This window comes from Candidatus Fusobacterium pullicola, from assembly GCA_018883725.1.
In the GTDB taxonomy this organism is placed as follows: domain Bacteria; phylum Fusobacteriota; class Fusobacteriia; order Fusobacteriales; family Fusobacteriaceae; genus Fusobacterium_A; species Fusobacterium_A pullicola.
Window position 1 is genome coordinate 1 of sequence record JAHLFN010000081.1, and the last position, 21,994, is coordinate 21,994.

Below are 21,994 nucleotides of genomic sequence, written 5' to 3' on the forward strand. Positions count from 1 at the left end.
GAGATAGAGAGAGTAAAAAGTAGGGGAAGATTTACAGTTACAATGGAGAATGAACTGGATAACCTATTGATTTACTATAAATTAAGAGGAGAAAATATATTAAATATTTTAAAAAAATATAGAGATATAGAGATAAAGGATAAGAGAGAGAGTAAAAGAATTTTAGAGGAGATTAGAGAGAGAATATGAGAGAGAATAATGAATTTGAAATAATAGATACAGCTGGATTTGATGCTATAGAGAATAGATTTAAGAAACTTTATCCAAAACAAGATGAACTTCATTTCCATACACAACTTTCATCTAGATTGGGTGGAGATGATCCATTAGATGGAATAAGTATCTTTAGAGGTGATGGATATTATCACTTTGTTACTTTTGGATTTAGTGAACTTTATGAAAAAGAAAGTGATGATATGGAGTATAGTGGTTATGGCTTTGAACTTACTTTTAAATTAAAGATGACTGAAGAGCAAAAAAAGAGAAAGAAAAAGGATTTAGATGCAAAGGATAAAGAGTTAAAAAATATCTGTTCTATTTTTCAAGAATTAGCAAGATATGTATTTGAAACAGGAGAGATATTCCAAGCAAATGAGTATATTTGGACTGGGCAGAAAGAGGGAATAGATGCCAATAAAAAATCTAAGATAACAGGTTTTATAACTACTATGGATATAGCTGGAGAGATATCTACACCAAATGGAAAGGTTCAATTTATAGAGCTAGTAGGAGCTACTGATAAAGAGTTAAAAAGTATTGATAGTGGTAAATTAAAAGTAGAAGAACTATTGAAAAAATTAAAAACTGATGTTACAGATTACAACAGAAAAGAGATAGTATAGAAAGGAAAATTTTAATAGATGGATTTATTAAATAGAAGTTTCTCTCATATATATATTGAAAGGGAAGCAAAAAAGTATCTTGAGAGTAAGCAGATAATAGAAAAATTTCCAAAGGCTCAAATAGTTGAAATTGAAGATTATAAAGAAGTTTTTTCTAGAAATAATCAAAATTTTTCATTACAGAAAAAGACACCTAAATTGATATTGGCAGTAAAGAAAGAGAATTATCTCTATGAAGGAGCAAAGGTGTGTGAAAGTTTTGGAAATGAAAATTTTTATTACTCTTCATCTATTTTAAACTGTATCTACGATTGTGAATACTGCTATCTTCAGGGGGTATATTCATCTGGAAACATAGTTATATTTGTAAATCTTGAGGATATGTTCCGAGAAATAGAAGAGATATTAAAGAGTAAATCTATGTATATATGTATCTCCTATGATACAGATTTGATGGCTCTTGAAGAGATAACAGGGTTTGTGAAAAGATGGTATGAGTTTGTAGATAAATATAAAAATTTGAAGATAGAGCTTCGTACAAAAAGTGCCAGTATAAAGGTATTTCAGAACTTGAAACCAAATCCTAATTTTATAATAGCTTGGACTATATCTCCTAAAGAGTTTGCTCAAAAACATGAAAGAGGAGCTGTATCTTTTGATATGAGAATAAAGGTAGCTAAGAGTTTAATAGAGAGTGGTTGGAATATAAGGGTATGCTTTGACCCTATGATAAAAATAGAAAATTTTAATCAAATATATGGAGAGATGGTAAGAGATACATTCAAAGAGATTGATAGTTCAAAGGTGTTAGATGTAAGTATTGGAACTTTTAGAATATCTAAAGAGTATATGAAAAGAATGAAAAATAATAGAAAGAACTCGATTATTTTAAATTATCCATTCCAATGTCAAGAGGGAGTGTATACTTACTCGGCAGAGGAAAATGAAAAAATGCTAAATTTTATGAAAAACTTGATATTGGAGTATGTAGAGGAGAAAAAAATATTTATATAGAGGAGAAGAGATGAAAAGAGTATTGATAACAGGGGCTACCTCAGGGATAGGATTGGCTATATCAAAAAAGTTACTATCAATGGGACATGTTGTTTATGGAGTGGGAAGAGATTTCAGTAAAGTTGATATAGAGAACAATAATTTTTATACAATAGTATGTGATCTTATAAAGTATCAGAATATAGAAGAGATGGTAAAAAAATTAAAAAAAGAAGTTGAGATAGATATACTAATTAATTGTGCTGGGATTGGTTATTTTGGACCTCATGAAGAGATTAATCCAACAAAGCTCCATAAAATGATAGCTCTTAATTTAGAAGCTCCTTTAATATTAACTCAACTTTTATTGAGAGATTTGAAAAAAAGAGAGGGAGTTATTATAAACATATCTTCTATTACAGCTACTAAATCTAGTACATATGGATGTGCATATTCAGCTACTAAGGCTGGACTAGTTCATTTTTCAAAGGGATTATTTGATGAGGTAAGAAAAACAGGAGTTCAGGTCATATCAATCTTACCAGATATAACTAAAACCCCTTTTTATGATGAGTTAAACTTTAGAGAGGGAGAAGAGGAAGAAAGCTATATTCTACCAGAGTGTGTAGCTGATGCTGTAGAAAATATCCTTTCTCAAAGAAGAGGAACAGTAATTACTGAGGTAATTATTCAACCTCAAAAACATATTATAAGAAGAAAATAATATGAAAAATAATTTAAAAAAAACTTGACAAAAAAGGTAATATATAGTATATTATTATTGTGGTAAAAATGAAATGATTACAAAAAGTAATTAAATATAGAAGTTAAAATTTTTATATGAGATTTAAGGAGGAATTAAAATGGCAAAATGGAGATGTAAAGTTTGTGGAGAAATTATAACTGATGAGACTATGACTCAATGTCCTGTATGTAAGGCTGGAAAAGATAAATGGGAAGAAGTAGTAGAAGGAGCTGGAAGAGTTTGGGCTACTGAGCACAAAATCGGAGAAGGATTAGCTTGTGGAGATGCTGAAATAATCGCTGGATTAAGAGCAAACTTCGAAGGAGAGTGTACAGAAGTTGGAATGTACCTAGCAATGTCAAGAGTAGCTGACAGAGAAGGATATCCAGAAGTAGCAGAAGCTTACAAAAGAATAGCTTTCGAAGAAGCTGAGCACGCAGCTAAATTCGCAGAATTATTAGGAGAATGTGTAACTGCTTCTACTGAAGAAAACTTATCAAGAAGAGTTGAAGCTGAGTATGGAGCAACTTCAGGAAAATTCGATATCGCTAAGAGAGCAAAACAATTAGGATTTGATGCTATCCACGATACAGTTCATGAAATGGCTAAAGACGAAGCTAGACACGGAAGAGCTTTCGCAGGATTATTAGAAAGATATTTCGGAAAAAAATTCTAATTAATTCATAAGTAATAAAGAAAAACTAGGTAGGATTCCTATCTAGTTTTTTTATTTTCTAGTAAAAATATATTGATAAAATTAATGAGATAAAGTATAATTATAAAGTCTTAAATTAAAAAGGGAGGTAGAGATGAAAAAGAAATTTAATATGCCAGATACATATGTGATAATATTTTTTGTTGTAATTTTTGCAGCAATACTTACACATACTGTACCTGTAGGGAAATTCCAAATGGAAAAAGTAACTTACATCACTGAAACAGGAGCAGAAAAAACAAGAGTTGTTCCAGTAGCAGGAAGTTTTGCATATGAATTAAATGAACAAGGGGAACCGTTAGTAAAAGGTGTTAAATTTTTTGAGCCAGGTGGAAACGTTGGTGTAGCTAACTATGTGTTTGAAGGAATAACAAGTGGAGATAAATGGGGAACTGCTGTAGGAGTAATAGCTTTTATTCTAATAACAGGAGGAGCTTTTGGTATAATACTAAGAACTAAGGCAGTAGAAGCTGGACTATTTTCTTTAATTAAGAAAACAAAAGGATCTGAGTATCTTCTATTACCAATAGTATTTTTCTTTTTCTCACTAGGAGGAGCAGTTTTTGGAATGGGAGAGGAAGCTATTCCATTTGCAATGGTACTAATTCCAATAGTTATTGGAATGGGATATGATGCTATAACTGGAATTTTAATAACTTATGTTTCAACTCAAATAGGATTTGCAACTTCATGGATGAATCCTTTTAGTGTAGCTATAGCTCAAGGAGTTGCAGGAGTTCCAGTGTTATCAGGAGCAGGATTCAGAATTGCTATGTGGATATTTTTTACGGGATTAGGTATAGCATTTACTTTAAGATATGCAAAAAGAGTAAAAGAGAATCCAGAGTCATCAATCTCTTACGAAACAGATGCGTATTATAGAAGTGAATTCAGTATTGAAGAGCATCAAGATATGGAGTTTAAGCTAGGACATAAATTAGTATTAGCAATCGTAGTTTTAGGAATGGCATGGATAATTTATGGAGTTGTAAAATTTGGATATTTCTTACCAGAAATAGCAACTCAATTTGTAATAATGGGAGTAGCATCTGGAATTGTTGGTGTTATATTTAAACTTGATGATATGAGAATCAATGATATAGCTTCATCTTTTAGAAAAGGAGCAGAGGATTTAATAGGAGCAGCTATAGTTGTTGGAATGGCAAAAGGAATTGTATTAGTATTAGGTGGAGCAGAAGCAGGAGAGCCAAGTGTTTTAAATACAGTTCTAAATTGGGTAGCAACAGGATTAAGTGGATTACCATCAGCAATATGTGCTTGGATGATGTATATTTTCCAATCTATATTTAATTTCTTTGTAGTTTCTGGATCTGGACAAGCAGCTCTTACTATGCCAATAATGGCACCATTATCAGATTTAGTTGGAGTTCCAAGACAAGTTGCCGTACTTGCCTTCCAATTAGGGGATGGATTTACTAATCTAATAGTTCCAACTTCAGGTATATTAATTGCAATATTAGGAATAGCGAAATTAGATTGGATAGTTTGGGCTAAATTTCAATTAAAGTTTCAAGGAATTTTATTTTTCTTTGGTTCGTTATTTGTTATAGCTGGAGTATTAATGAATTTACAATAATATATGATCAAAGGTTATAGATTAAATTAATATCTATAGCCTTTTTTTATTATATTTTTTTATAATCTGATTTACATTTAAAAAAATGTTATAATATATCTATATGTATACTAAATTAAGATGATATATTTGAAAAAGGGAATATGGTAGGGAAGGGGAAAGTTATGTGTATTCAAGATTATGAAAAAATAATAAAGAGATATTTAAAGAAAAAAATAGGATTTTCTTTAGCAATAATGATAAGTTTTCTCATAACTGGAGAGATAATATATGGCTCTGGAGAATATAAGAATAAAGAGAAGAATACCCAATTCTTTTTTAATTTGTTTTTAAATAATTAATAAAAAGAAGAAAATTTTACTAAAGTAAGCATCAGCTATTAACAAAGTAAAACTTTCTTCTTTTTTATCTATAATTTTTTTAGGGTTATGAAATTTTTTATTTTATCTAACATCATTAATAACTTTTAAAACTTTTCCTATTACTTTGAACTCATCTTGAGGATAAACATAGATAGGTTGATAATTAGGATTATCACTTAAAAGGGCAAAGAAATTTTTAGTAACTTTTATTCTTTTGACAAATGACTCACCATTTACTAAAAATGCACCAACTTCTCCATCTCTTAATTCATTGCCTTGTCTACAAAGAATGATTGATTGATTTTTGATCGTAGGCTCCATTGAATCACCTTTTACATTTATAGCAAAAATATTTTCAGAATTTTTGATACCAGGTAAAGAGATATAATCTATTGGTTCTTCGTCAGTAATCATACCTATTCCAGCACTTATTCTTGAAAATAGAGGAATAAGTACATTATTATTTGAAATATCTTTAATTACTTTTCTTTTAGAAAGTTCTTTTTCATCAGATAATCTTTTTATTTCATTTAAAATAATAGCAGGAGTTCTTTCAATAGCTGCAAGATATTTTAATTTGTCACCCTCAGAAGGAGTAAGAAGTAATATTTTTACAAACTTATCTAGTATCTCTTCGCTAGGAGGATTTTTTACCTCTCCTCTTTCAATTCCATTATAGTATGATTGGGTAATACCAGCCATTTTTGCAAATTTATTTTGACTAAATCCAAGAGCTTCTCTTCTAGTTTTTAAATAAGTTTTAAAATCCATATCATTACCTCCTATTTATATATAATTAATTATAATATATTTTTTAAAAAATAGCAACAAAAAACTTTATAAAATAAAGGGTTGACAAACTTAAAAAATAGATATAATATATATTTATAAATATAGTTATCTATTTGTAAATATAATATTTGGTGATTGGAGGTTATTTATGAAAATATTAATAAGAAATAAAAAATGGGAAACTTCTTTTGAGAAGGTTAAATTAATATGTGAAGTAACTGGTAAAAATAATATATTTAGCATAAAATTTTCTTATAACGGAAATGAAGTAACTATACAAACAAATAATTTGGATAATACATTTAAATATCTTGAAAATATTTTTAATAGTAGTTTAGAGAATGATTCATATTTAAAAGAAAAAATGGTAATATAATTATCAAAAAAGTAAAAATTATTTTGCATTTATTTTGATAATGGACTATAATAAAATATAAAATAATATAATTGTATAAAAAAGAGAGGGAATTCCATGAAAAAGAAAGTATTGGGATATTTAGATGAAAATTATAATTCTTTCAGTAAAAGTTTTAAAAAAATAGCTGAATATATAAAATATAATCAGAGTATAATATCTTTTATTTCAATAAATGAATTAGCAAAGGAAACAAAGACAAGTCCAGCTACAATAACAAGATTTTCTAAAAATTTAGGATTTAAAGGTTATCCAGATTTTCAAAAAATATTTCAAAAAGAAGTAGAACAACAAACATCTTATATGAAAGGGCTAAAAAGTAGTATTACAGAGAGAGAAGATAGTAGTTCTGTATTGCAAGAGATGATAAACACTAATATAGAACTTTTACAAGAGATGGATGTTTTAGAGATAGAGAAAAGCTTAGATCAGGCTGTAGAATGGATAAAAAATAGTAGAAAACTATATATATTAGGAGCAAGAGGATCATATGCTTTAGCATATTATCTATATTTTATGCTCAAAGAATTTAGAGAAGGTGTAGAATTGATGATATCTGGAGCTTCAGATTTTACAGACAAATTACTATATACTCAACCAGAAGACTTATTATTTACAATTTCATTCCATCCATACACTAATTTTACATATCAAGTTACGGAATTTTTCAAAGAACATGGAAATAAAGTTATAACAGTTACAGATAAAAAGGATTCAACTTTAGGAAATATTTCTGACTTAGTTTTAACTACTAAAAATGGAGAGAAAGCCTATACTTTTGTACCTGGAACTGTAATAATAAATGCTTTACTTGTAAAGTTAGGGATAGAAGATAAAGAAAATACTGTTAAAAAGTTAGATAAATTAAAAGAGATCACAGATAGATTTAATATTTATTTAGATAAATAGTTAGGAGTTGATTATGAAGTTAGGATTTATAGGTTGTGGAAATATGGGGGAAGCCTTTTTAAAAGGAATTATAAATTCGGAAGAGGTAGAGACAAAAAATATATATGTATATGACAAATTAAGAGGAAAAGAAGTAGCTGATAGATATAGTGTAACTCTTTTATCTAATGAATTAGCTATAGTAGAAGAGTGTGATATCATATTTTTAGCAGTGAAACCCAATGTGTATTTTGATGTAATAGATAAAATTAAGGATAGTGTTAATAGTAGTAAAATTATTGTTGCTATGGCTCCTGGTATAACTATGGAGAATATTTTAGACGAGATAGATAATAGAAATAGCAAGATAATAAGAACTATGCCAAATCTTCCACTTATGGTTCAAGAGGGCTGTATAGCATATGCTTTTAATGAAAATATAGAAGAGGAAGAGAAAAAATTTTTCAAAAATTTATTTGAAAGAATTGGAGTAGCTATTGAAACAAAAGAGGAACTATTTGATGCTGTTATAGGAGCATCTGGATCATCTCCAGCTTTTATGTTTATGTTTATAGAGGCTCTTGCAGATGCAGCTGTTTATGAAGGATTACCAAGAAGTGATGCTTATAAGTTAGTAGGACAAACTTTAGTAGGTTGTGGAAAATTATTTTTAGAGAGTGGGAAACATCCAGGAGAATTAAAAGATAGTGTTTGTTCTCCAGGGGGTACAACAATAGTTGGAGTTAGATATCTTGAAGAAGCCGGATTCAGAGGTGCTGTAATAAAAGCTGTTACTGAAACTATAAAAAAATCTAAAGAGATGAGTCAAAATAGCAATAATAATTAAAAAAATATTTGACAAAAATATAAAATTATGATATTATCTTATGTGCTTGGAAGGTTATCCTAATTGGTAAGGAACCGGTCTTGAAAACCGGCGCCGCAAGGCTTCAGAGTTCGAATCTCTGATCTTCCGCCATAAACGGTGAAGTGGCAGAGTGGCCTAATGCACTCCCCTGCTAAGGGAGAGTACCTATAAACGGTACCGAGAGTTCAAATCTCTCCTTCACCGCCATTTGAATGAAACGGGTAGTAAGACTACCCTTTTTTTATAAAAATGCGTTCGTAGCTCAATTGGATAGAGCGTCTGACTACGGATCAGAAGGTTAGGGGTTCGATTCCTCTCGAGCGCGCCACCTATGATTAAAATAATGTTAGAGAGTTTATACTCTCTTTTTTTATTAAAAATATAAATTGATTAATATATCATAAAAATAGTAAAAGATAGGAGAGGTTATGTTTGGAATATTAAATTATCAAGTTTTTATTACATCTTGTATTATACTAGCATTGATTCCTGGAAGTGATACTATGTTTATATTGGGGCAATCAATAATGAATAGTAGAAAATCAGGAGTATATTCAGCTTTAGGTATATGTTCGGGAATACTTGTACACACTTTTTTAGCAGCTTTTGGTTTATCATTAATTTTAAAAAATTCATTGACAGCATTTAATGTTGTAAAATTTTTGGGAGCTATGTATCTTGTTTATATGGGAATAAAGAGTATAAAATCAAAAGAGAGTTTATTGGTGACAGAGGGAGCCACTCCAAAAGAAAACTTAAAAAAATCATTTTTTCAAGGAATGATAACTAATATATTAAATCCAAAGGTAGCATTATTTTTCTTAGCTTTTTTACCTCAATTTGTAGATACTACAAATAGTTATGGGGCTCTTCCTTTTGCTATTTTAGGATTAACATCCTTTGTAATATCTGGAATATGGTGTGTATCACTTTCAATTTTTGCTTCATTTATAGCAGTTTTTCTTAAAAAAAATCAAAACTTTGGAAAAGTAATAAACAAAATTTCTGGGACAATATTTATTGTATTGGGAATAAATTTGCTTAGAGCAAAGATAAATAGCTAACTTGAAAGAAATAAATAAAATACTTGACTTTTTGTAGTAAATTTAATATAATTATAAAGGTAATTAAATAAATATTGAAGAAGAAACTACCTGTTTCTCACCTTATGGGCTAGAGGCTTACACAAGGTCAAAACTTTTAAAATGAGAATTAACATTTGTTTATTATAAAGGTTGAGACACAGGGCATAGTTTGTCCTGTTTTTTATTTATAATTAAAAATGGAGGTGCTTACTATTACTGATAAAATTAGAATCAATGAAAAAATCAAAGGAAAAGAATTTAGAATAATCTCATCTTCTGGGGAACAATTAGGAGTTATGAGTGCAAATGCAGCACTTGAATTAGCTAGACAAGAGGGATTAGACTTAGTTGAAATAGCAGCTACTGCAAAGCCACCTGTATGTAAAATAATGGATTTTGGAAAATACAGATATGAGCAAACAAGAAAAGCTAAAGAAGCTAAGAAAAATCAAAAGCAAACAGTTGTAAAAGAGGTAAAAGTAACAGCTAGAATAGATAGTCATGATTTAGAAACTAAGATGTCTCAAATTAGAAAATTCTTAGAAAAAGAAAATAAAGTTAAAGTAACTTTAGTTTTATTTGGAAGAGAAAAGATGCATGCAACATTAGGTGTAGATACACTTGATGATATAGCTGAAAAATTTGCTGATATAGCTGAAGCTGATAAGAAATATAGTGATAAGCAAAAACATATAATCTTATCACCAAAAAAATAATAAAAAAACAGATTTAGATATTTGAGAGGAGGACATTATTATGCCAAAAATGAAGACTCATAAAGGAGCTAAAAAAAGAATTAAAGTTACAGGAACAGGTAAATTCGTAGTTAAACACTCAGGAAAAAGCCACATCTTAACTAAGAAAGATAGAAAAAGAAAGAACAACTTAAAGAAAGATTTCGTAGTAACTGAAACTTTAACAAGACACATGAAAGCTTTATTACCATATGGAGCAGGAAGATAATTAGTTTATCATAAAATCATATTTTTGTGAAATAATTAGGAGGAAATGTAATGAGAGTTAAAACTGGTATAGTTAGAAGAAGAAAACATAAAAAAGTTTTAAAAGCAGCTAAAGGATTTAGAGGTGCTTCTGGTGACGTTATAAAACAAGCTAAACAAGCTACAATGAGAGCAGCAGCTTACTCTACAAGAGATAGAAAAGTAACTAAGAGAAGAATGAGACAATTATGGATCATCAGAATAAATACTGCAGCTAGATTAAATGGATTAACTTATTCTACTTTAATGAATGGACTTAAGAAAGCTGGAATCGTTTTAGATAGAAAAGTTTTAGCTGATATCGCTTTAAACAACGCAGCTGAATTTGCTAAATTAGCAGAAACTGCAAAAGCAGCTCTATAATTTAGATTAAATAGAAAATTAAGAGAGTTCTTACGAGGCTCTCTTTTTTATTTTATTAAAAAATATTAATATTTATAAAAAAATGAAAAGTTATTGAGAATATAAAAATGTTGTGATAAGATTATTTCAAATCAAGGCAAAGGAGGAGTATCCAATAGCAGTTGGTAAAGATGATAAAGCCTTAGTTGAAAATATAGATAAAACTTTAAAAAAAATTAGCACTCAAGTATTGACGTAGCTAATAAAAAGGAGTATAATTAAATTATAAAAGGAAGAAGGTATTAAAGCTATATGAAACTTAAAAAATTAGATATTATTAAATATTAAGGAGATGGTTTATATGTTAATGCCTAGTATTTTTAGAAAAGGATTTATGAATGATATTTTTGAAGATGATTTCTTTAAAGACAACTTTAGAAATCAAAATTTAGTTGGAAAAACAGATATTAAAGAGTTAAAAGATAGGTATCTTTTAGAGGTTGAATTACCTGGATTCAATAAAGAGGATATTAAAGCGGAAGTAAATAATGGATATCTAATTATTACAGCAACTCATGATGAAAATAAAGATGAAAAAGATAAAGATGGAAAATATATTAGAAAAGAGAGATATACAGGACAATGTACAAGAAGTTTCTATGTAGGAGATAATGTTTCTCAAGAAGATATCAAAGGAAAATTTGAAAATGGACTTTTAAAATTAGAAGTTCCTAAAAAAGAGCCTAAAGAGAAAATAGAAAATAAAAAATATATACAAATAGAAGGATAAAATATTCAAATTAAATAATTAAATTAAGGTAAATAAAAAACTCAAGGATGTATATGAGTAAAGAAGTAAAGGGCAGTTTTAGAGTAAACTTTCTAAGTTTGACCAATTCTTTCTTTTTCATATAATTATCCTTGAGTTTTAATATTTTACTAAAACTCTTTCGTTATATCTTTGGCATAGTAATTTGGAAATTTTTCATTTAAAAATTTTTCACCAAGTTGTTGCGTTTCTTTTAGATATCTTTTTATATTTTCATACTCTTCAGGAGCTTTAAACCCAGTTTCCACTATTTGAAAAAACTCGATATTTTCTTTATTGATTATAGCTCCGTTAAATTCAAATTTTCCCTCATTCTTAAATGGAAGATATACAGTTTTTAAAATCTCCTCTTTAGTTGGAAGATTTAAAATCTTTTTTATATCCTCTTCGTTCTTTAGTTTAAAAAATACATTATAAAACATATTGTTCCCCCTTCTGTTTTAATTTGATTATATTTAATTTTTTTACATATCAAGAGTTGTTATCTCTTCTAGTACAAAATATATGAAGTTTAAAAATCTAGAATTAAGTTTTTCTGCTTCAATATTATCTTCAAAAATTGAGTTTATTTTAATCTCTTTAATAGCTCTAGATTTAGAGAAAAGAGAAAATGAGATTTCAACAAAGTTACGATTTATCTTATCTACTAATATTAACTTATCTTCATTAAACTCTGGAGAATACATTTCAGCAAAATAATCATTTAAAAGTGAATTTATTTTTTTCATAGTTAAAGATAATCCAATAAACTTCTTAATATTAATAGTTGAAGTTTTAAAAATATTAAATTGTTGTGGTAAAAAAGCTTTAAAGTTTTTATTAATATTTTCTAAATTTTCTTCAATTTCACCAGAATAGAAAATTTTAATATTTTCTATATTTGATAGAGGCTCTCCACTTTTAATATCTATAAATTTTTCTCCATCATAATAACAGTAATATTCTGTATTTTTAAATGTAGCTACCCATAAGATGTTTTCAGCAATTACCTTTGTAAAATAAGAGCTTTCAATCTCATTTTTCCAACTTTCTAATGACCAAATTCTCTCTCCTATCATATTGTAGAACATATATTTTTTTATTTCATATAGAAGAAACTCTTTTTTCTTTTTAAATCTTTTTATCTCTTTTTGATAAAAACTCACTCTATCCTCATCATCTTCAAATTTAGCTGAATATTTAGGAAGAGATTTTACCTCTTTATTATCTTGATTAAAAATAGTAAGTTCTAACTCTTTATTCAATGCTAATTTTATTTTTCTTTTTCCAAAATTAAGAAATTTCTCTCCATTTTTATCAAAATTCATAGAAAAACTCATATTTGAGCTAAGTAAAAGAGTTGTTGTATTAAAATTTTTCTGTTCAACCAAAGATAAAGTTCTTCCTAATTCATTATGATGAATATCAGCTTTAATAAATTTTAATTCATTATTAAATTCCTCTCTTTTTATAGTGAAAAATAGAGAGAGTAAACTTCTAGTTAATTCAAGTTTTGGTTTAGTTATAATATCTTCTAGAAAATCAAATATTTTATCCATTCCATAATCATCAGCTGTAAGAAGGTATGTTCTTACAATGGAACTAGTGTGTACTGGAGAGTTATCCTTAACCCAAGTAGTAAAAAGAGAATCTAAACATCTATTCAAGTCATCTATATTTACAAATTCTCTAATAGTTTTTCCTATTTCAATATCTTCAGAATTGTTATTATTCATATAAAGAGCTACATATAGTTTGATAACTCTTTCATCAACAAAATCATCAGAGTTTTTCTTTCTTACCATAGAATAAGCTTCTGATTTAGGATAGAAAATATCTTTTTTATAGTTGTCATAGATTGAAAATACATAATTTTCAAGTTGAGAATAGATACTGAAATCCTTTCCTTTATTACTTTCCCAAACTTTTTTTAGAGCTTTAATATTTGCTAAAACTCTTTTATTTTTTGTTTTAGAAAGTTTTTCAATCTCTTCACTACACTCTTTCTCACTATCTTTTAGTATATCAAATATCTCTTCAAGAATAAATCCATCAGACGTAGACAGATATGAAAGTAGCTTAGTTACATCAAAGTTATAATCTGTTTGATAAGAAAGTCTTAAAACCTCATCAAGTGTATAATCTATGAATGTCTTTTTTTCAAGTAATTCGTAGAAAATATCTTCATTATCCTTTAAAAATTTTGAAAATTGCTCTTCAGATAAGATATTTACAAAGTCAATAGTTCCACTAATTAGAAATTTTTTACTGATAGAGGTATTTTTAGACAAAATCTCCCATGGATTTTTACCATTATTTTTTAATCTTTCAAAATGAGCAACCATATTTATAAATTCATTTATGTCCCATTTATTATTCTCATAAAATTTAGAAAGTGTAGCTATATATTCCTCAACATCTGAATAAGTTAACATATATCCTAAAGTATTGATAAGCTCCACTCCAAGTTCTCTATCTTTTGTTTCTTCTAAGGTTTCAAGAAGAGTTTCTATTTCAGTTTTAAATTTACTGATAAAATTTATTTCTAAATCCTTAGATATAAAATTATTATTGATAAGTATTCCTAAGATATAGGCTCCAAGCTCAATATTTTGTAAAAGCATTCTCTCTAGAACTTCAAGTGCTTTTTCATGATTATCTAGTATAAATTTTCTCATAGGAGTTACTATATTGTATTTCTCACTTCCTCTATATAGATATACAAGTTTATAGATAAAAGGAAGCTTAGAGTTATTAACTAAATCAAAATACTCGTTTTCATCTTCTGTTACTAAATTTTCTATAGAATAAGAGAAAGTAAGTATTTCAAATAATCCAGAGATAGTTTTTCTATTCTCATTTTCAATATTTAATGTAAAGTAGATGTTTTTTAAGAAATGAATCAATTCTTCATCAAAATTTATAACATCAGTATCCTTTAAGCTATTTGCTAACTCAGTTGCATTAAAATCATAGTTTAAAATATTTTTTATTCTTTCACTTGAGTAGATTTCACAAAGAGAGTTTAATATGAAAGCTTCAACAGCAGATGCATCTTTTTCAATTTTAAGGGTATATTTCAATTTTAATATTTTAGCAATAAGGTATCTATTTTTTTTACTATTATCAGAAGATAGATAGTATTCTAAAAAACTTGGGAATTTTTTATTTACATCTTCGATCATAGAATAGAGTATCTCTTCATCATTTATATTAGTGAAAATGTATTCTAAATCTTTAGCTAAAAATTCATTATCTATCCCTAAACTTTTATATATAGTTGTTTTATTACTAAAAGGGCAAGAAGATAATTCAGCTATTAATTTATCTGGGCAGTAAGTGTATCCTAATGTAAATAATCTCTTAATGATATTACTATCTTCACTTTTTTTAAGAGTTTTATTTTTATTAAAAAGATCTAGCTCAGAAAAAAGAGTATGGTTATAAAATTTTATCTTATTTAACTCAGATTTAGAAAACTCTATATCTTCTTCATTAAATAAATAGTTCTCAATTTTTTGCTTGAGAGCTTTATTACAGCTACTTAATAAATATTTTGATATTTTATCTTTACTCATAGGCTCCTCCATCATTGATTTTATTCACTACTATTTTACCACATAATTTAAATATATCCTAATTTCTTATTAGAATAAATGTGGTATAATGATATAAAAGAGAAAAAATCTCTAAAGGGGGAATTAGACTATGAATAAGAGGGTGTTAAGTTCTAGTTATATTGGAGTGGAGTCATTTTTAGTTGATGTGGAAGTGGATATAAGTAATGGACTTCCAAATTTTTCAATAATAGGTTTAGGGGATACAGCAATTTCAGAGAGTAAGGATAGGATAAGGACAGCATTAAAAAATAGTGGATTTAAATTAGAACCCAAAAAAATTATAGTAAATCTATCTCCAGCAGGAGTAAAGAAAGAGGGAGCTCATTTTGATTTACCTATTGCTGTGGGAATAATGATGGCAATGGGATTTTTGAAAGATAGATATAGTATTTTGGATAACTATCTTTTTTTAGGAGAACTTTCACTAACTGGAGAGATAAAAAGAGTAAGAGGAGCATTAAATAGTGTAATATTTGCAAAGGAAAAGGGGTATAAGGGAGTTGTATTACCAATAGAGAACTATCAAGAGGCAATTTTGATAAAAGGAGTGGATATAATTCCAGTAAAAAATCTTCAAGAGGTAGGAGAATTTATCTCTAAAAATATAGTGAAGAGTGTACAAGAGCAAATTCTTTTACCTAAGGAGGAGAGTGAATTAGATTTTTCTGATGTAAAGGGACAAAGTATGGCAAAGAGAGCTTTAGAGATTGCTGCTGCTGGAAAGCATAACATAATTTTAATAGGAAGTCCGGGCTCTGGAAAAACCATGCTTTGTAAAAGAATTACAACAATACTACCACCTTTAAATGAACAAGAGATAATTGAAAGTACAAAAATATATAGTATAGCTGGAGAACTTTCAGAGGGAAGACCAATAATAAACACCCCACCTTTTAGGGCTCCACACCATACAAGTACCCCTGTAGCTATAATAGGTGGGGGGAAAAAAGTTGTTCCTGGAGAGGTTAGTCTTGCTTCAGGAGGAGTACTTTTTTTAGATGAATTGGCAGAGTTTCCAAGAAGTGTTTTAGAAAGTTTGAGACAGCCATTAGAAGATGGAGTTGTATCTATATCAAGAGCTCAATATAGAGTTGAGTTTAAGACAGATTTTATCTTTATTGGAGCAAGTAATCCATGTCCATGTGGATTTTTACTAGATGATAATGGAAGATGTAATTGTACTTCGACTGAGATAAATAAGTATATGAAAAAGATATCCGGTCCAATTATGGATAGAATAGATTTACATGTTGAAATGAGAAAGTTAACAGATGAAGAACTTATGAACTATAGTATAGGAGAGAGTTCTAATAGTATAAAAGCTAGGGTTATGAAAGCAAGAGAACTACAGAAAAGAAGATACGGAGAAGGAGTATATAACGGAACTATATCCCAAAAACAGATACAAAAATATTGTAAATTATCTGAAGAGAATAGAGAGTATTTTAAAAAAGTAATTCAAGTTATGGAAATTTCAGCAAGAGGATATGATAAAATTTTAAAGGTAGCTAGAACAATAGCTGACTTAGAGGGAAGTGAAAATATAGAGAAGGAACACTTGATGGAGGCTGTTTCTTTTAGAAATAAATAAAAAGTTAAAAAATATAACTTTTTTCTCAAGATTATGGTATAATAAGAATTATTTACTTTAAAAGTCAATTTTTAATTGGAGGAGAAAATGAGAGAGGAAAAATATGATATCAGTTTTCTAAATGAAGAAAAAATTAATAATATATTAAAATCTGCAACTGAAAAGGCTAAGGATAGAAAATATGTAGAAGAGATAATCGAAAAAGCAGCCTTAGCAGAGGGAATAACAGCAGAGGAATCAGCAGTTCTTTTAAATATTGAAGATAAAGAGTTACTTAAAAAAATGTTTAAAGTAGCTAAGCAAATTAAAGAGAAAATATATGGTAAAAGAATAGTTATGTTTGCTCCACTGTATGTAAGTAACTATTGCGTAAATAATTGTGTTTACTGTGGATATCAACACTGTAATGAGGATTTAAATAGAAAAAAATTAACAAGAGAAGAGTTAGTAAATGAAGTAAAAGCTCTAGAGAAATTAGGTCATAAAAGAATCGTTTTAGAGGCTGGAGAGGACCCAATTAATTGCTCTTTAGACTATATATTACAATGTATTAAGGACATTTATTCAATCAAGTTTGAAAATGGAAATATAAGAAGAATAAATATAAATATAGCAGCTACGACAGTGGAAAATTATAAAAAATTAAAGGAAGCTGAGATAGGAACATATACTTTATTCCAAGAGACATTCCATAAGCCAACTTATGAAAAATTACATCTTTCAGGTCCTAAAAAAGACTACTATTATCATACAACTGCTATGTTTAGAGCTAGAGAAGCTGGAATAGATGATGTAGGTATTGGAGTACTATATGGATTATATGAGCATAAATATGAGACAGTAGCTATGATATTGTATGCTAATGAGTTAGAGAGAGCTACTGGAGTAGGACCACATACTATATCTGTGCCTAGATTAAGAGAGGCAAGTAATGTTACTCTTGAACAATATCCGCATCTTGTAAATAATGAGGAGTTTAAAAGATTAGTAGCTGTATTAAGATTGGCTGTTCCATATACAGGAATGATACTTTCAACAAGAGAGGAAGCTAACTTCAGAGATGAGGTTATTGAATTAGGAATTTCACAAGTAAGTACTGGTTCTTGTACAGGTGTAGGAGGATACTCTGAAGCCAATGAGAATACTGCTCAATTTGAAGTAGGAGATCATCGTTCTCCAATGGAGATGTTAGAGAGTTTAATAAATAGTGGATATATCCCAAGTTACTGTACAGCTTGTTACCGTTCAGGAAGAACAGGAGACAGATTTATGGAGATAGCTAAGAGTGGAAAAATAAATGTTATGTGTGAGGCTAATGCCCTTATGACATTAAAAGAGTTCCTATTAGATTATGCAGATGAAGATCTTAAAAATTTAGGAAGCAAAGCAATATTAGAAGCTTTAGATAAGATGCCAGATGAGAATTTTAAAAATAAAATAAAGGGATTCTTGAAAGATATCGAGAACGGAGCTAGAGATATCTCTGTTTAAAAAATATATTTAAATAAAAAAACTGTTATACTTCTAAATTAAGAGTGTAACAGTTTTTTACATTATATAAATATTATTCTTGATTTTTATTTTGTAAAAATCAAAGTTATAAGTTATTCATTATCTTTTGAGTATAGAATATACAATTAAATTAAGATGTGATATAATTTATATTAAAGTAGAAAAAATTAATATATAAATTTTTTAGGGAGTAGGAATTATGAAGGAAAGATTGAAAAAGTATATTAGGAAAAGAGCAATATTTGGTTTAACAATACTTTCATTTTTTATGATTCTATCTATTTTTTCACTATTAGTAGTGAAAGATAAAATTTTAGATAATATACAGCTAATGGGGAAACAAATATCAGAACAATTATTAATAAAAGAGAATGAAAAAATTGGAAATTATGAGATGTTTGTTAGAACTGCAGGAATTTGGTTAAATGACCAAATAGAGAAACACAAATCTGATGATGAGTTAAGAGAGTGGATGAAAGAATATACAGATTATATTAATCAGGAGTTAAATACTAAAAAAGTAGAAATCTATGCGGCTATAGATAAAAAAATTATAGGTGTTACTTATTGGAAAGGAAATGAACATTTTAATGTAGATGAAGCTGAGTGGTATAATTTGGCTATATTGACTAACGGAAAAGTTATTTATACAGATACTTATAAAGATATCAGAACAGGAGAGTCGAGTTTTACAGTAGCTAAAAAAATAAATGAGAATGGAGATGTTTTAGCTGTAGATATATATTTAGACGAGTTATCAGAACCAGGATTTTATAAGGATTTACCTCTTGGAAGTTCATATTTTCTTTGTGATGCTAAGGGAAATATAGTTTATAGTATACATAGAAGTAAAAATAGTGAAAATGAAATAAATAGATATATTCAAAAGGTAATATATGAGATATTAGATGGAAAACATGATGTAGCAGATTCTTTTACTATTGATTTAGAAGGGAAAAAAAGAGGAGTGTATTACTCCTTATCAAAAAATGGATGGATATCTATATTAACAATACCGTATACCACTTTATTAATTGAAGTAGAGGAATTATATTACTTTTATATAGGAAGCTTCGTATTACTTATATTAATAGGAATAGTGTCTTATTATAGAGAAGTTTGCTTGAATAAAAAAATAGAAGAAACTAATGAAGCTGTAAGAGTTTTAGGAAATTCATATTATGCTATTTATAGAATTGATTTTAAAAAAGAGAGATATTTTATGTTAAAGGGTTCTGGGTATATGCAAGAACTATTATCTCGTTCGGGAAATTATCAAATTTTTATAGAAGCTTTAATCGAAGTAATAGAACCAGAAGCAAGGGAAGAATTTAGAAAAGGATTTTCATTAGAAAGCATCAGAGATTTAGTTAAAAGAAGAGTAAAGGATTTTGGTGGGGATTTCAAAAGAAAATTTGGTTCAGAATATAAATGGGTAAACGTAAGAGTTCTTTATGATGAAGCTTTAAGTATTAATGAAGTTATTTTATGTTTTAAAGAGATTAATGATGAGAAGAAGCAACAATTAGAACACACAGAATTACTAAAAGATTCATTGAAAACAATGGAAAAAAATATGAAATCTAGAAATATATTTTTCTCAAATATGTCCCACGATATGAGAACTCCTTTAAACGGAATAATTGGTTTATCTGAGTTGGCAAAATCTCATGTAGAAAGTCCAAGTGAAATATTAAAATATCTAGAAAAAATTAATAGTTCAAGTAAACAACTTTTAAATCTAATAAATGATATTTTAGATTTGTCTAAAGCAGACTTCGGAAAATATAAATTGAATAGAGAGGAATTTTCTCTAAAAGAGAGTATAGAAGAGAGTCTAATTCTTTTTGAAGTAGATGCTAAAAAAATGGAAAAAGATTTTGAAGTTATATATAAAATAGAAAATAATAGAGTTATTGGTGATTTTAATAAAATACGTCAAATTTTAAATAATATTATCTCAAATGCTTTTAAATATACAAGAGTTGGAGATAAAATAACTTTAACAATAGAAGAGATAAAAAGAGAAAAGTATTCTAATTTCCGTTTTGAAGTAAAAGATACCGGTTATGGAATGACTGAAGAATTTTTAGAAAGAATATTTCTTCCTTTTGAAAGAGAAACAAGATTTGGAGCTAAAGGTATAAAGGGAACTGGTCTAGGAATGCCGATTGTAAAAAATCTAGTTACACAATTAGAGGGAGAGATTGCTATAACAAGTGAAATAGAGAAGGGAACAACAGTTTCTATAATTATTCCATTGGAGATTTCTAAAGAAAAAGTGGAAGTAAAAGTCAAAGAAGAGAACGGATTTGAAACTTCACTTGAAGGAAGAACAATATTAATTGCTGAAGATAATGAGATTAATATGGAAATAGCTACAGAATTTTTACAAATGAAAGGATTAAATATAATACAAGCTTGGAATGGATTGGAGGCAGTTGAGAAATTTGAAGCTTCTAAAGTAGGAAGTATTGATGTTATACTAATGGATATGCAAATGCCAGAGTTAGATGGATGTGAAGCAGCTAAAAGAATTAGAAATCTAGGTAGAAGTGATGCTAAGAGTATTCCAATAGTGGCAGTAACAGCCAATGCTTTTCCTGAGGATATATCAGCAACAACTTTAGCAGGAATGAATGGACATATATCTAAGCCGATAGATTTTAATATATTAGAGAAGAAATTGAAAGAATATTTAAAAAGAAAGTAAAGGAGTAGATGATGAATAATAGAGATACGATTCTAATAGTTGATGACCAAGAAATCAATAGAGCAATATTAAGTCAAATTTTTATAGAGAAATATCAAATTGTAGAAGCTGAAAATGGAAAAGTGGCCTTAGAATATATAAAAAATAATAAAGAAAGAATAGTAGCGATATTATTGGATATAATAATGCCAGAAATGGATGGAATGGAGCTATTAAGAATTCTAAAAAAAGAAGAACTAGAAGAGAATATTCCTATTTTTTTAATAACAGCAGATACCTCTCAAGAGAAAATGAGAGAGGGATATGAATTAGGGGTAAATGATATTATCGAAAAACCATTTGTTCCATTTTTTCTAGAAAAAAGAATAAATAGTATTGTAGAATTATATAAAACAAAGGAAAGATTAAATAATATAGTTGAACATCAAGCTGAAATTATTGAGGAGAAAGTAAAGGATATAAAAATTTTGAGTAACACTATGCTTGAAACATTAGCCTTAGCTATTGAGTTTAGAAGTGGAGAGACAGGTCAACATGTACAAAATATAAGAAAGTTAACTTTTAAACTTTTAAGAAAATTAAAACAGGAAAATTATGAAGAATGTGTAAACTTAACAGATGAAGATATAGAAAATATTACAAATGCTTCTATACTACACGATATAGGGAAAATAGCTATTCCAGATGCTATATTAAATAAACCAGGAAGATTTACTCCAGAAGAGTTTGAAATAATGAAAACTCATTCAGCAAGGGGAGGCGAGATAATAGAGAGGATACCATGTAAAGAAAAAAGACCATTATTTAGATATGCTTATGATATTTGTCGTCATCATCATGAGCGTTGGAATGGAAAGGGATATCCTGATGGTTTAGTTGGAAAAGAGAATAAAATTTGGGCTCAAGTAGTAGCTTTAGCAGATGTTTATGATGCTTTAATAAGTAAGAGATGTTATAAGGATCCATATGAAAGACAGAAAGCTGTTGATATGATAGTGAATGGAGAGTGTGGAGAATTTAATCCAGAGTTGATAAAAGCTTTTATAGAGATAGAGAAAGAATTATAAAAAATAATAAAGGATATTAATATTTAAAATTGATTTTT

General features: G+C 28.1%; 22 protein-coding genes and 3 tRNA genes. 22 read left to right on the forward strand and 3 right to left on the reverse strand.

The genetic code is table 11. The features are described 5' to 3' along the window. The 7 genes from IAA47_09145 to IAA47_09175 all read left to right on the forward strand — a co-directional run. The coding region (locus IAA47_09145; GenBank protein ID MBU3843128.1) for a spore photoproduct lyase at positions 1–189 on the forward strand (189 nt) is incomplete at its 5' end. Beyond that, positions 186–842 carry a suppressor of fused domain protein gene (locus IAA47_09150; protein ID MBU3843129.1) on the forward strand — a complete coding sequence of 219 codons (657 nt, stop codon included), beginning with the start codon at positions 186–188 and terminating at the stop codon, positions 840–842. The genes IAA47_09145 and IAA47_09150, both read left to right, overlap by 4 nt. Before the next feature lie 18 nt (positions 843–860). After that, on the forward strand, positions 861–1,856 hold the full coding sequence (locus tag IAA47_09155) for a radical SAM protein (GenBank protein MBU3843130.1): 996 nt from the start codon (positions 861–863) through the stop codon (positions 1,854–1,856). Between the two features lie 10 nt (positions 1,857–1,866). Further along, positions 1,867–2,559 carry an SDR family NAD(P)-dependent oxidoreductase gene (locus IAA47_09160; GenBank protein MBU3843131.1) on the forward strand — a complete coding sequence of 231 codons (693 nt, stop codon included), beginning with the start codon at positions 1,867–1,869 and terminating at the stop codon, positions 2,557–2,559. A 139-nt stretch (positions 2,560–2,698) separates the two neighbouring features. Beyond that, positions 2,699–3,256 (forward strand): NADH peroxidase, encoded by a 558-nt coding sequence (locus tag IAA47_09165; protein MBU3843132.1) that lies wholly within the window; start codon positions 2,699–2,701, stop codon positions 3,254–3,256. A gap of 133 nt (positions 3,257–3,389) precedes the next feature. Continuing rightward, on the forward strand, positions 3,390–4,892 hold the full coding sequence (yfcC, locus tag IAA47_09170; protein MBU3843133.1) for a putative basic amino acid antiporter YfcC: 1,503 nt from the start codon (positions 3,390–3,392) through the stop codon (positions 4,890–4,892). Between the two features lie 164 nt (positions 4,893–5,056). Next, a complete protein-coding gene (locus tag IAA47_09175; GenBank protein ID MBU3843134.1) occupies positions 5,057–5,233 on the forward strand; it encodes a hypothetical protein in 177 nt (58 codons plus the stop codon). 102 nt (positions 5,234–5,335) lie between these two features. Here IAA47_09175 and IAA47_09180 read toward each other — a convergent pair whose 3' ends face one another. Then, on the reverse strand, positions 5,336–6,025 hold the full coding sequence (locus IAA47_09180; protein MBU3843135.1) for a LexA family transcriptional regulator: 690 nt from the start codon (positions 6,023–6,025) through the stop codon (positions 5,336–5,338). Positions 6,026–6,194: 169 nt separating this feature from the next. On the opposite strand from IAA47_09180, the gene IAA47_09185 reads away from it, so the two are divergent. From IAA47_09185 to IAA47_09235, 11 genes are all read left to right on the forward strand, one after another. Further along, a complete protein-coding gene (locus IAA47_09185; GenBank protein MBU3843136.1) occupies positions 6,195–6,422 on the forward strand; it encodes a hypothetical protein in 228 nt (75 codons plus the stop codon). 96 nt (positions 6,423–6,518) lie between these two features. Then, complete coding sequence (locus tag IAA47_09190; GenBank protein MBU3843137.1) at positions 6,519–7,370, forward strand: MurR/RpiR family transcriptional regulator; 852 nt, start codon at positions 6,519–6,521, stop codon at positions 7,368–7,370. Between the two features lie 10 nt (positions 7,371–7,380). Then, the gene (gene proC, locus IAA47_09195; protein ID MBU3843138.1) at positions 7,381–8,196 is read left to right on the forward strand and encodes a pyrroline-5-carboxylate reductase; all 816 of its coding nucleotides are present in this window, start codon (positions 7,381–7,383) and stop codon (positions 8,194–8,196) included. 48 nt (positions 8,197–8,244) lie between these two features. Then, positions 8,245–8,328: transfer RNA gene (locus tag IAA47_09200), tRNA-Ser, on the forward strand. A gap of 5 nt (positions 8,329–8,333) precedes the next feature. Further along, positions 8,334–8,424, forward strand: a tRNA-Ser gene (locus IAA47_09205). A 44-nt stretch (positions 8,425–8,468) separates the two neighbouring features. Further along, a tRNA-Arg gene (locus IAA47_09210) sits at positions 8,469–8,545 on the forward strand. A 100-nt stretch (positions 8,546–8,645) separates the two neighbouring features. Next, positions 8,646–9,281, forward strand: a complete 636-nt coding sequence (locus IAA47_09215) for a LysE family translocator (GenBank protein MBU3843139.1) — start codon at positions 8,646–8,648, stop codon at positions 9,279–9,281. A 218-nt stretch (positions 9,282–9,499) separates the two neighbouring features. Further along, positions 9,500–10,018, forward strand: coding sequence for a translation initiation factor IF-3 (infC, locus tag IAA47_09220; protein MBU3843140.1), 519 nt, complete (start codon positions 9,500–9,502; stop codon positions 10,016–10,018). Positions 10,019–10,058: 40 nt separating this feature from the next. After that, positions 10,059–10,265 (forward strand): 50S ribosomal protein L35, encoded by a 207-nt coding sequence (gene rpmI / locus IAA47_09225; protein ID MBU3843141.1) that lies wholly within the window; start codon positions 10,059–10,061, stop codon positions 10,263–10,265. A 50-nt stretch (positions 10,266–10,315) separates the two neighbouring features. Then, a complete protein-coding gene (gene rplT / locus IAA47_09230) occupies positions 10,316–10,666 on the forward strand; it encodes a 50S ribosomal protein L20 (protein ID MBU3843142.1) in 351 nt (116 codons plus the stop codon). Positions 10,667–11,006: 340 nt separating this feature from the next. Further along, a complete protein-coding gene (locus IAA47_09235) occupies positions 11,007–11,435 on the forward strand; it encodes an Hsp20/alpha crystallin family protein (GenBank protein ID MBU3843143.1) in 429 nt (142 codons plus the stop codon). A gap of 149 nt (positions 11,436–11,584) precedes the next feature. Here the strand turns inward: IAA47_09235 and IAA47_09240 are convergent, their stop codons facing one another. Both IAA47_09240 and IAA47_09245 read right to left on the reverse strand, forming a co-directional pair. Next, a complete protein-coding gene (locus IAA47_09240) occupies positions 11,585–11,896 on the reverse strand; it encodes a hypothetical protein (protein ID MBU3843144.1) in 312 nt (103 codons plus the stop codon). Positions 11,897–11,938: 42 nt separating this feature from the next. Further along, positions 11,939–15,031: a hypothetical protein gene (locus IAA47_09245; protein MBU3843145.1), complete on the reverse strand. Its 3,093-nt coding sequence runs from the start codon at positions 15,029–15,031 to the stop codon at positions 11,939–11,941. Between the two features lie 130 nt (positions 15,032–15,161). Here IAA47_09245 and IAA47_09250 point away from each other — a divergent pair, with 130 nt between their 5' ends. The 4 genes from IAA47_09250 to IAA47_09265 all read left to right on the forward strand — a co-directional run bounded on the left by IAA47_09250 (position 15,162) and on the right by IAA47_09265 (position 21,956). Then, the gene (locus IAA47_09250; protein ID MBU3843146.1) at positions 15,162–16,664 is read left to right on the forward strand and encodes a YifB family Mg chelatase-like AAA ATPase; all 1,503 of its coding nucleotides are present in this window, start codon (positions 15,162–15,164) and stop codon (positions 16,662–16,664) included. An 87-nt stretch (positions 16,665–16,751) separates the two neighbouring features. Next, the gene (gene hydG, locus IAA47_09255) at positions 16,752–18,155 is read left to right on the forward strand and encodes a [FeFe] hydrogenase H-cluster radical SAM maturase HydG (GenBank protein ID MBU3843147.1); all 1,404 of its coding nucleotides are present in this window, start codon (positions 16,752–16,754) and stop codon (positions 18,153–18,155) included. A 220-nt stretch (positions 18,156–18,375) separates the two neighbouring features. After that, positions 18,376–20,889, forward strand: coding sequence for a response regulator (locus IAA47_09260; protein ID MBU3843148.1), 2,514 nt, complete (start codon positions 18,376–18,378; stop codon positions 20,887–20,889). Between the two features lie 11 nt (positions 20,890–20,900). Beyond that, positions 20,901–21,956: a response regulator gene (locus IAA47_09265; protein MBU3843149.1), complete on the forward strand. Its 1,056-nt coding sequence runs from the start codon at positions 20,901–20,903 to the stop codon at positions 21,954–21,956. Positions 21,957–21,994: the final 38 nt, after the last annotated feature.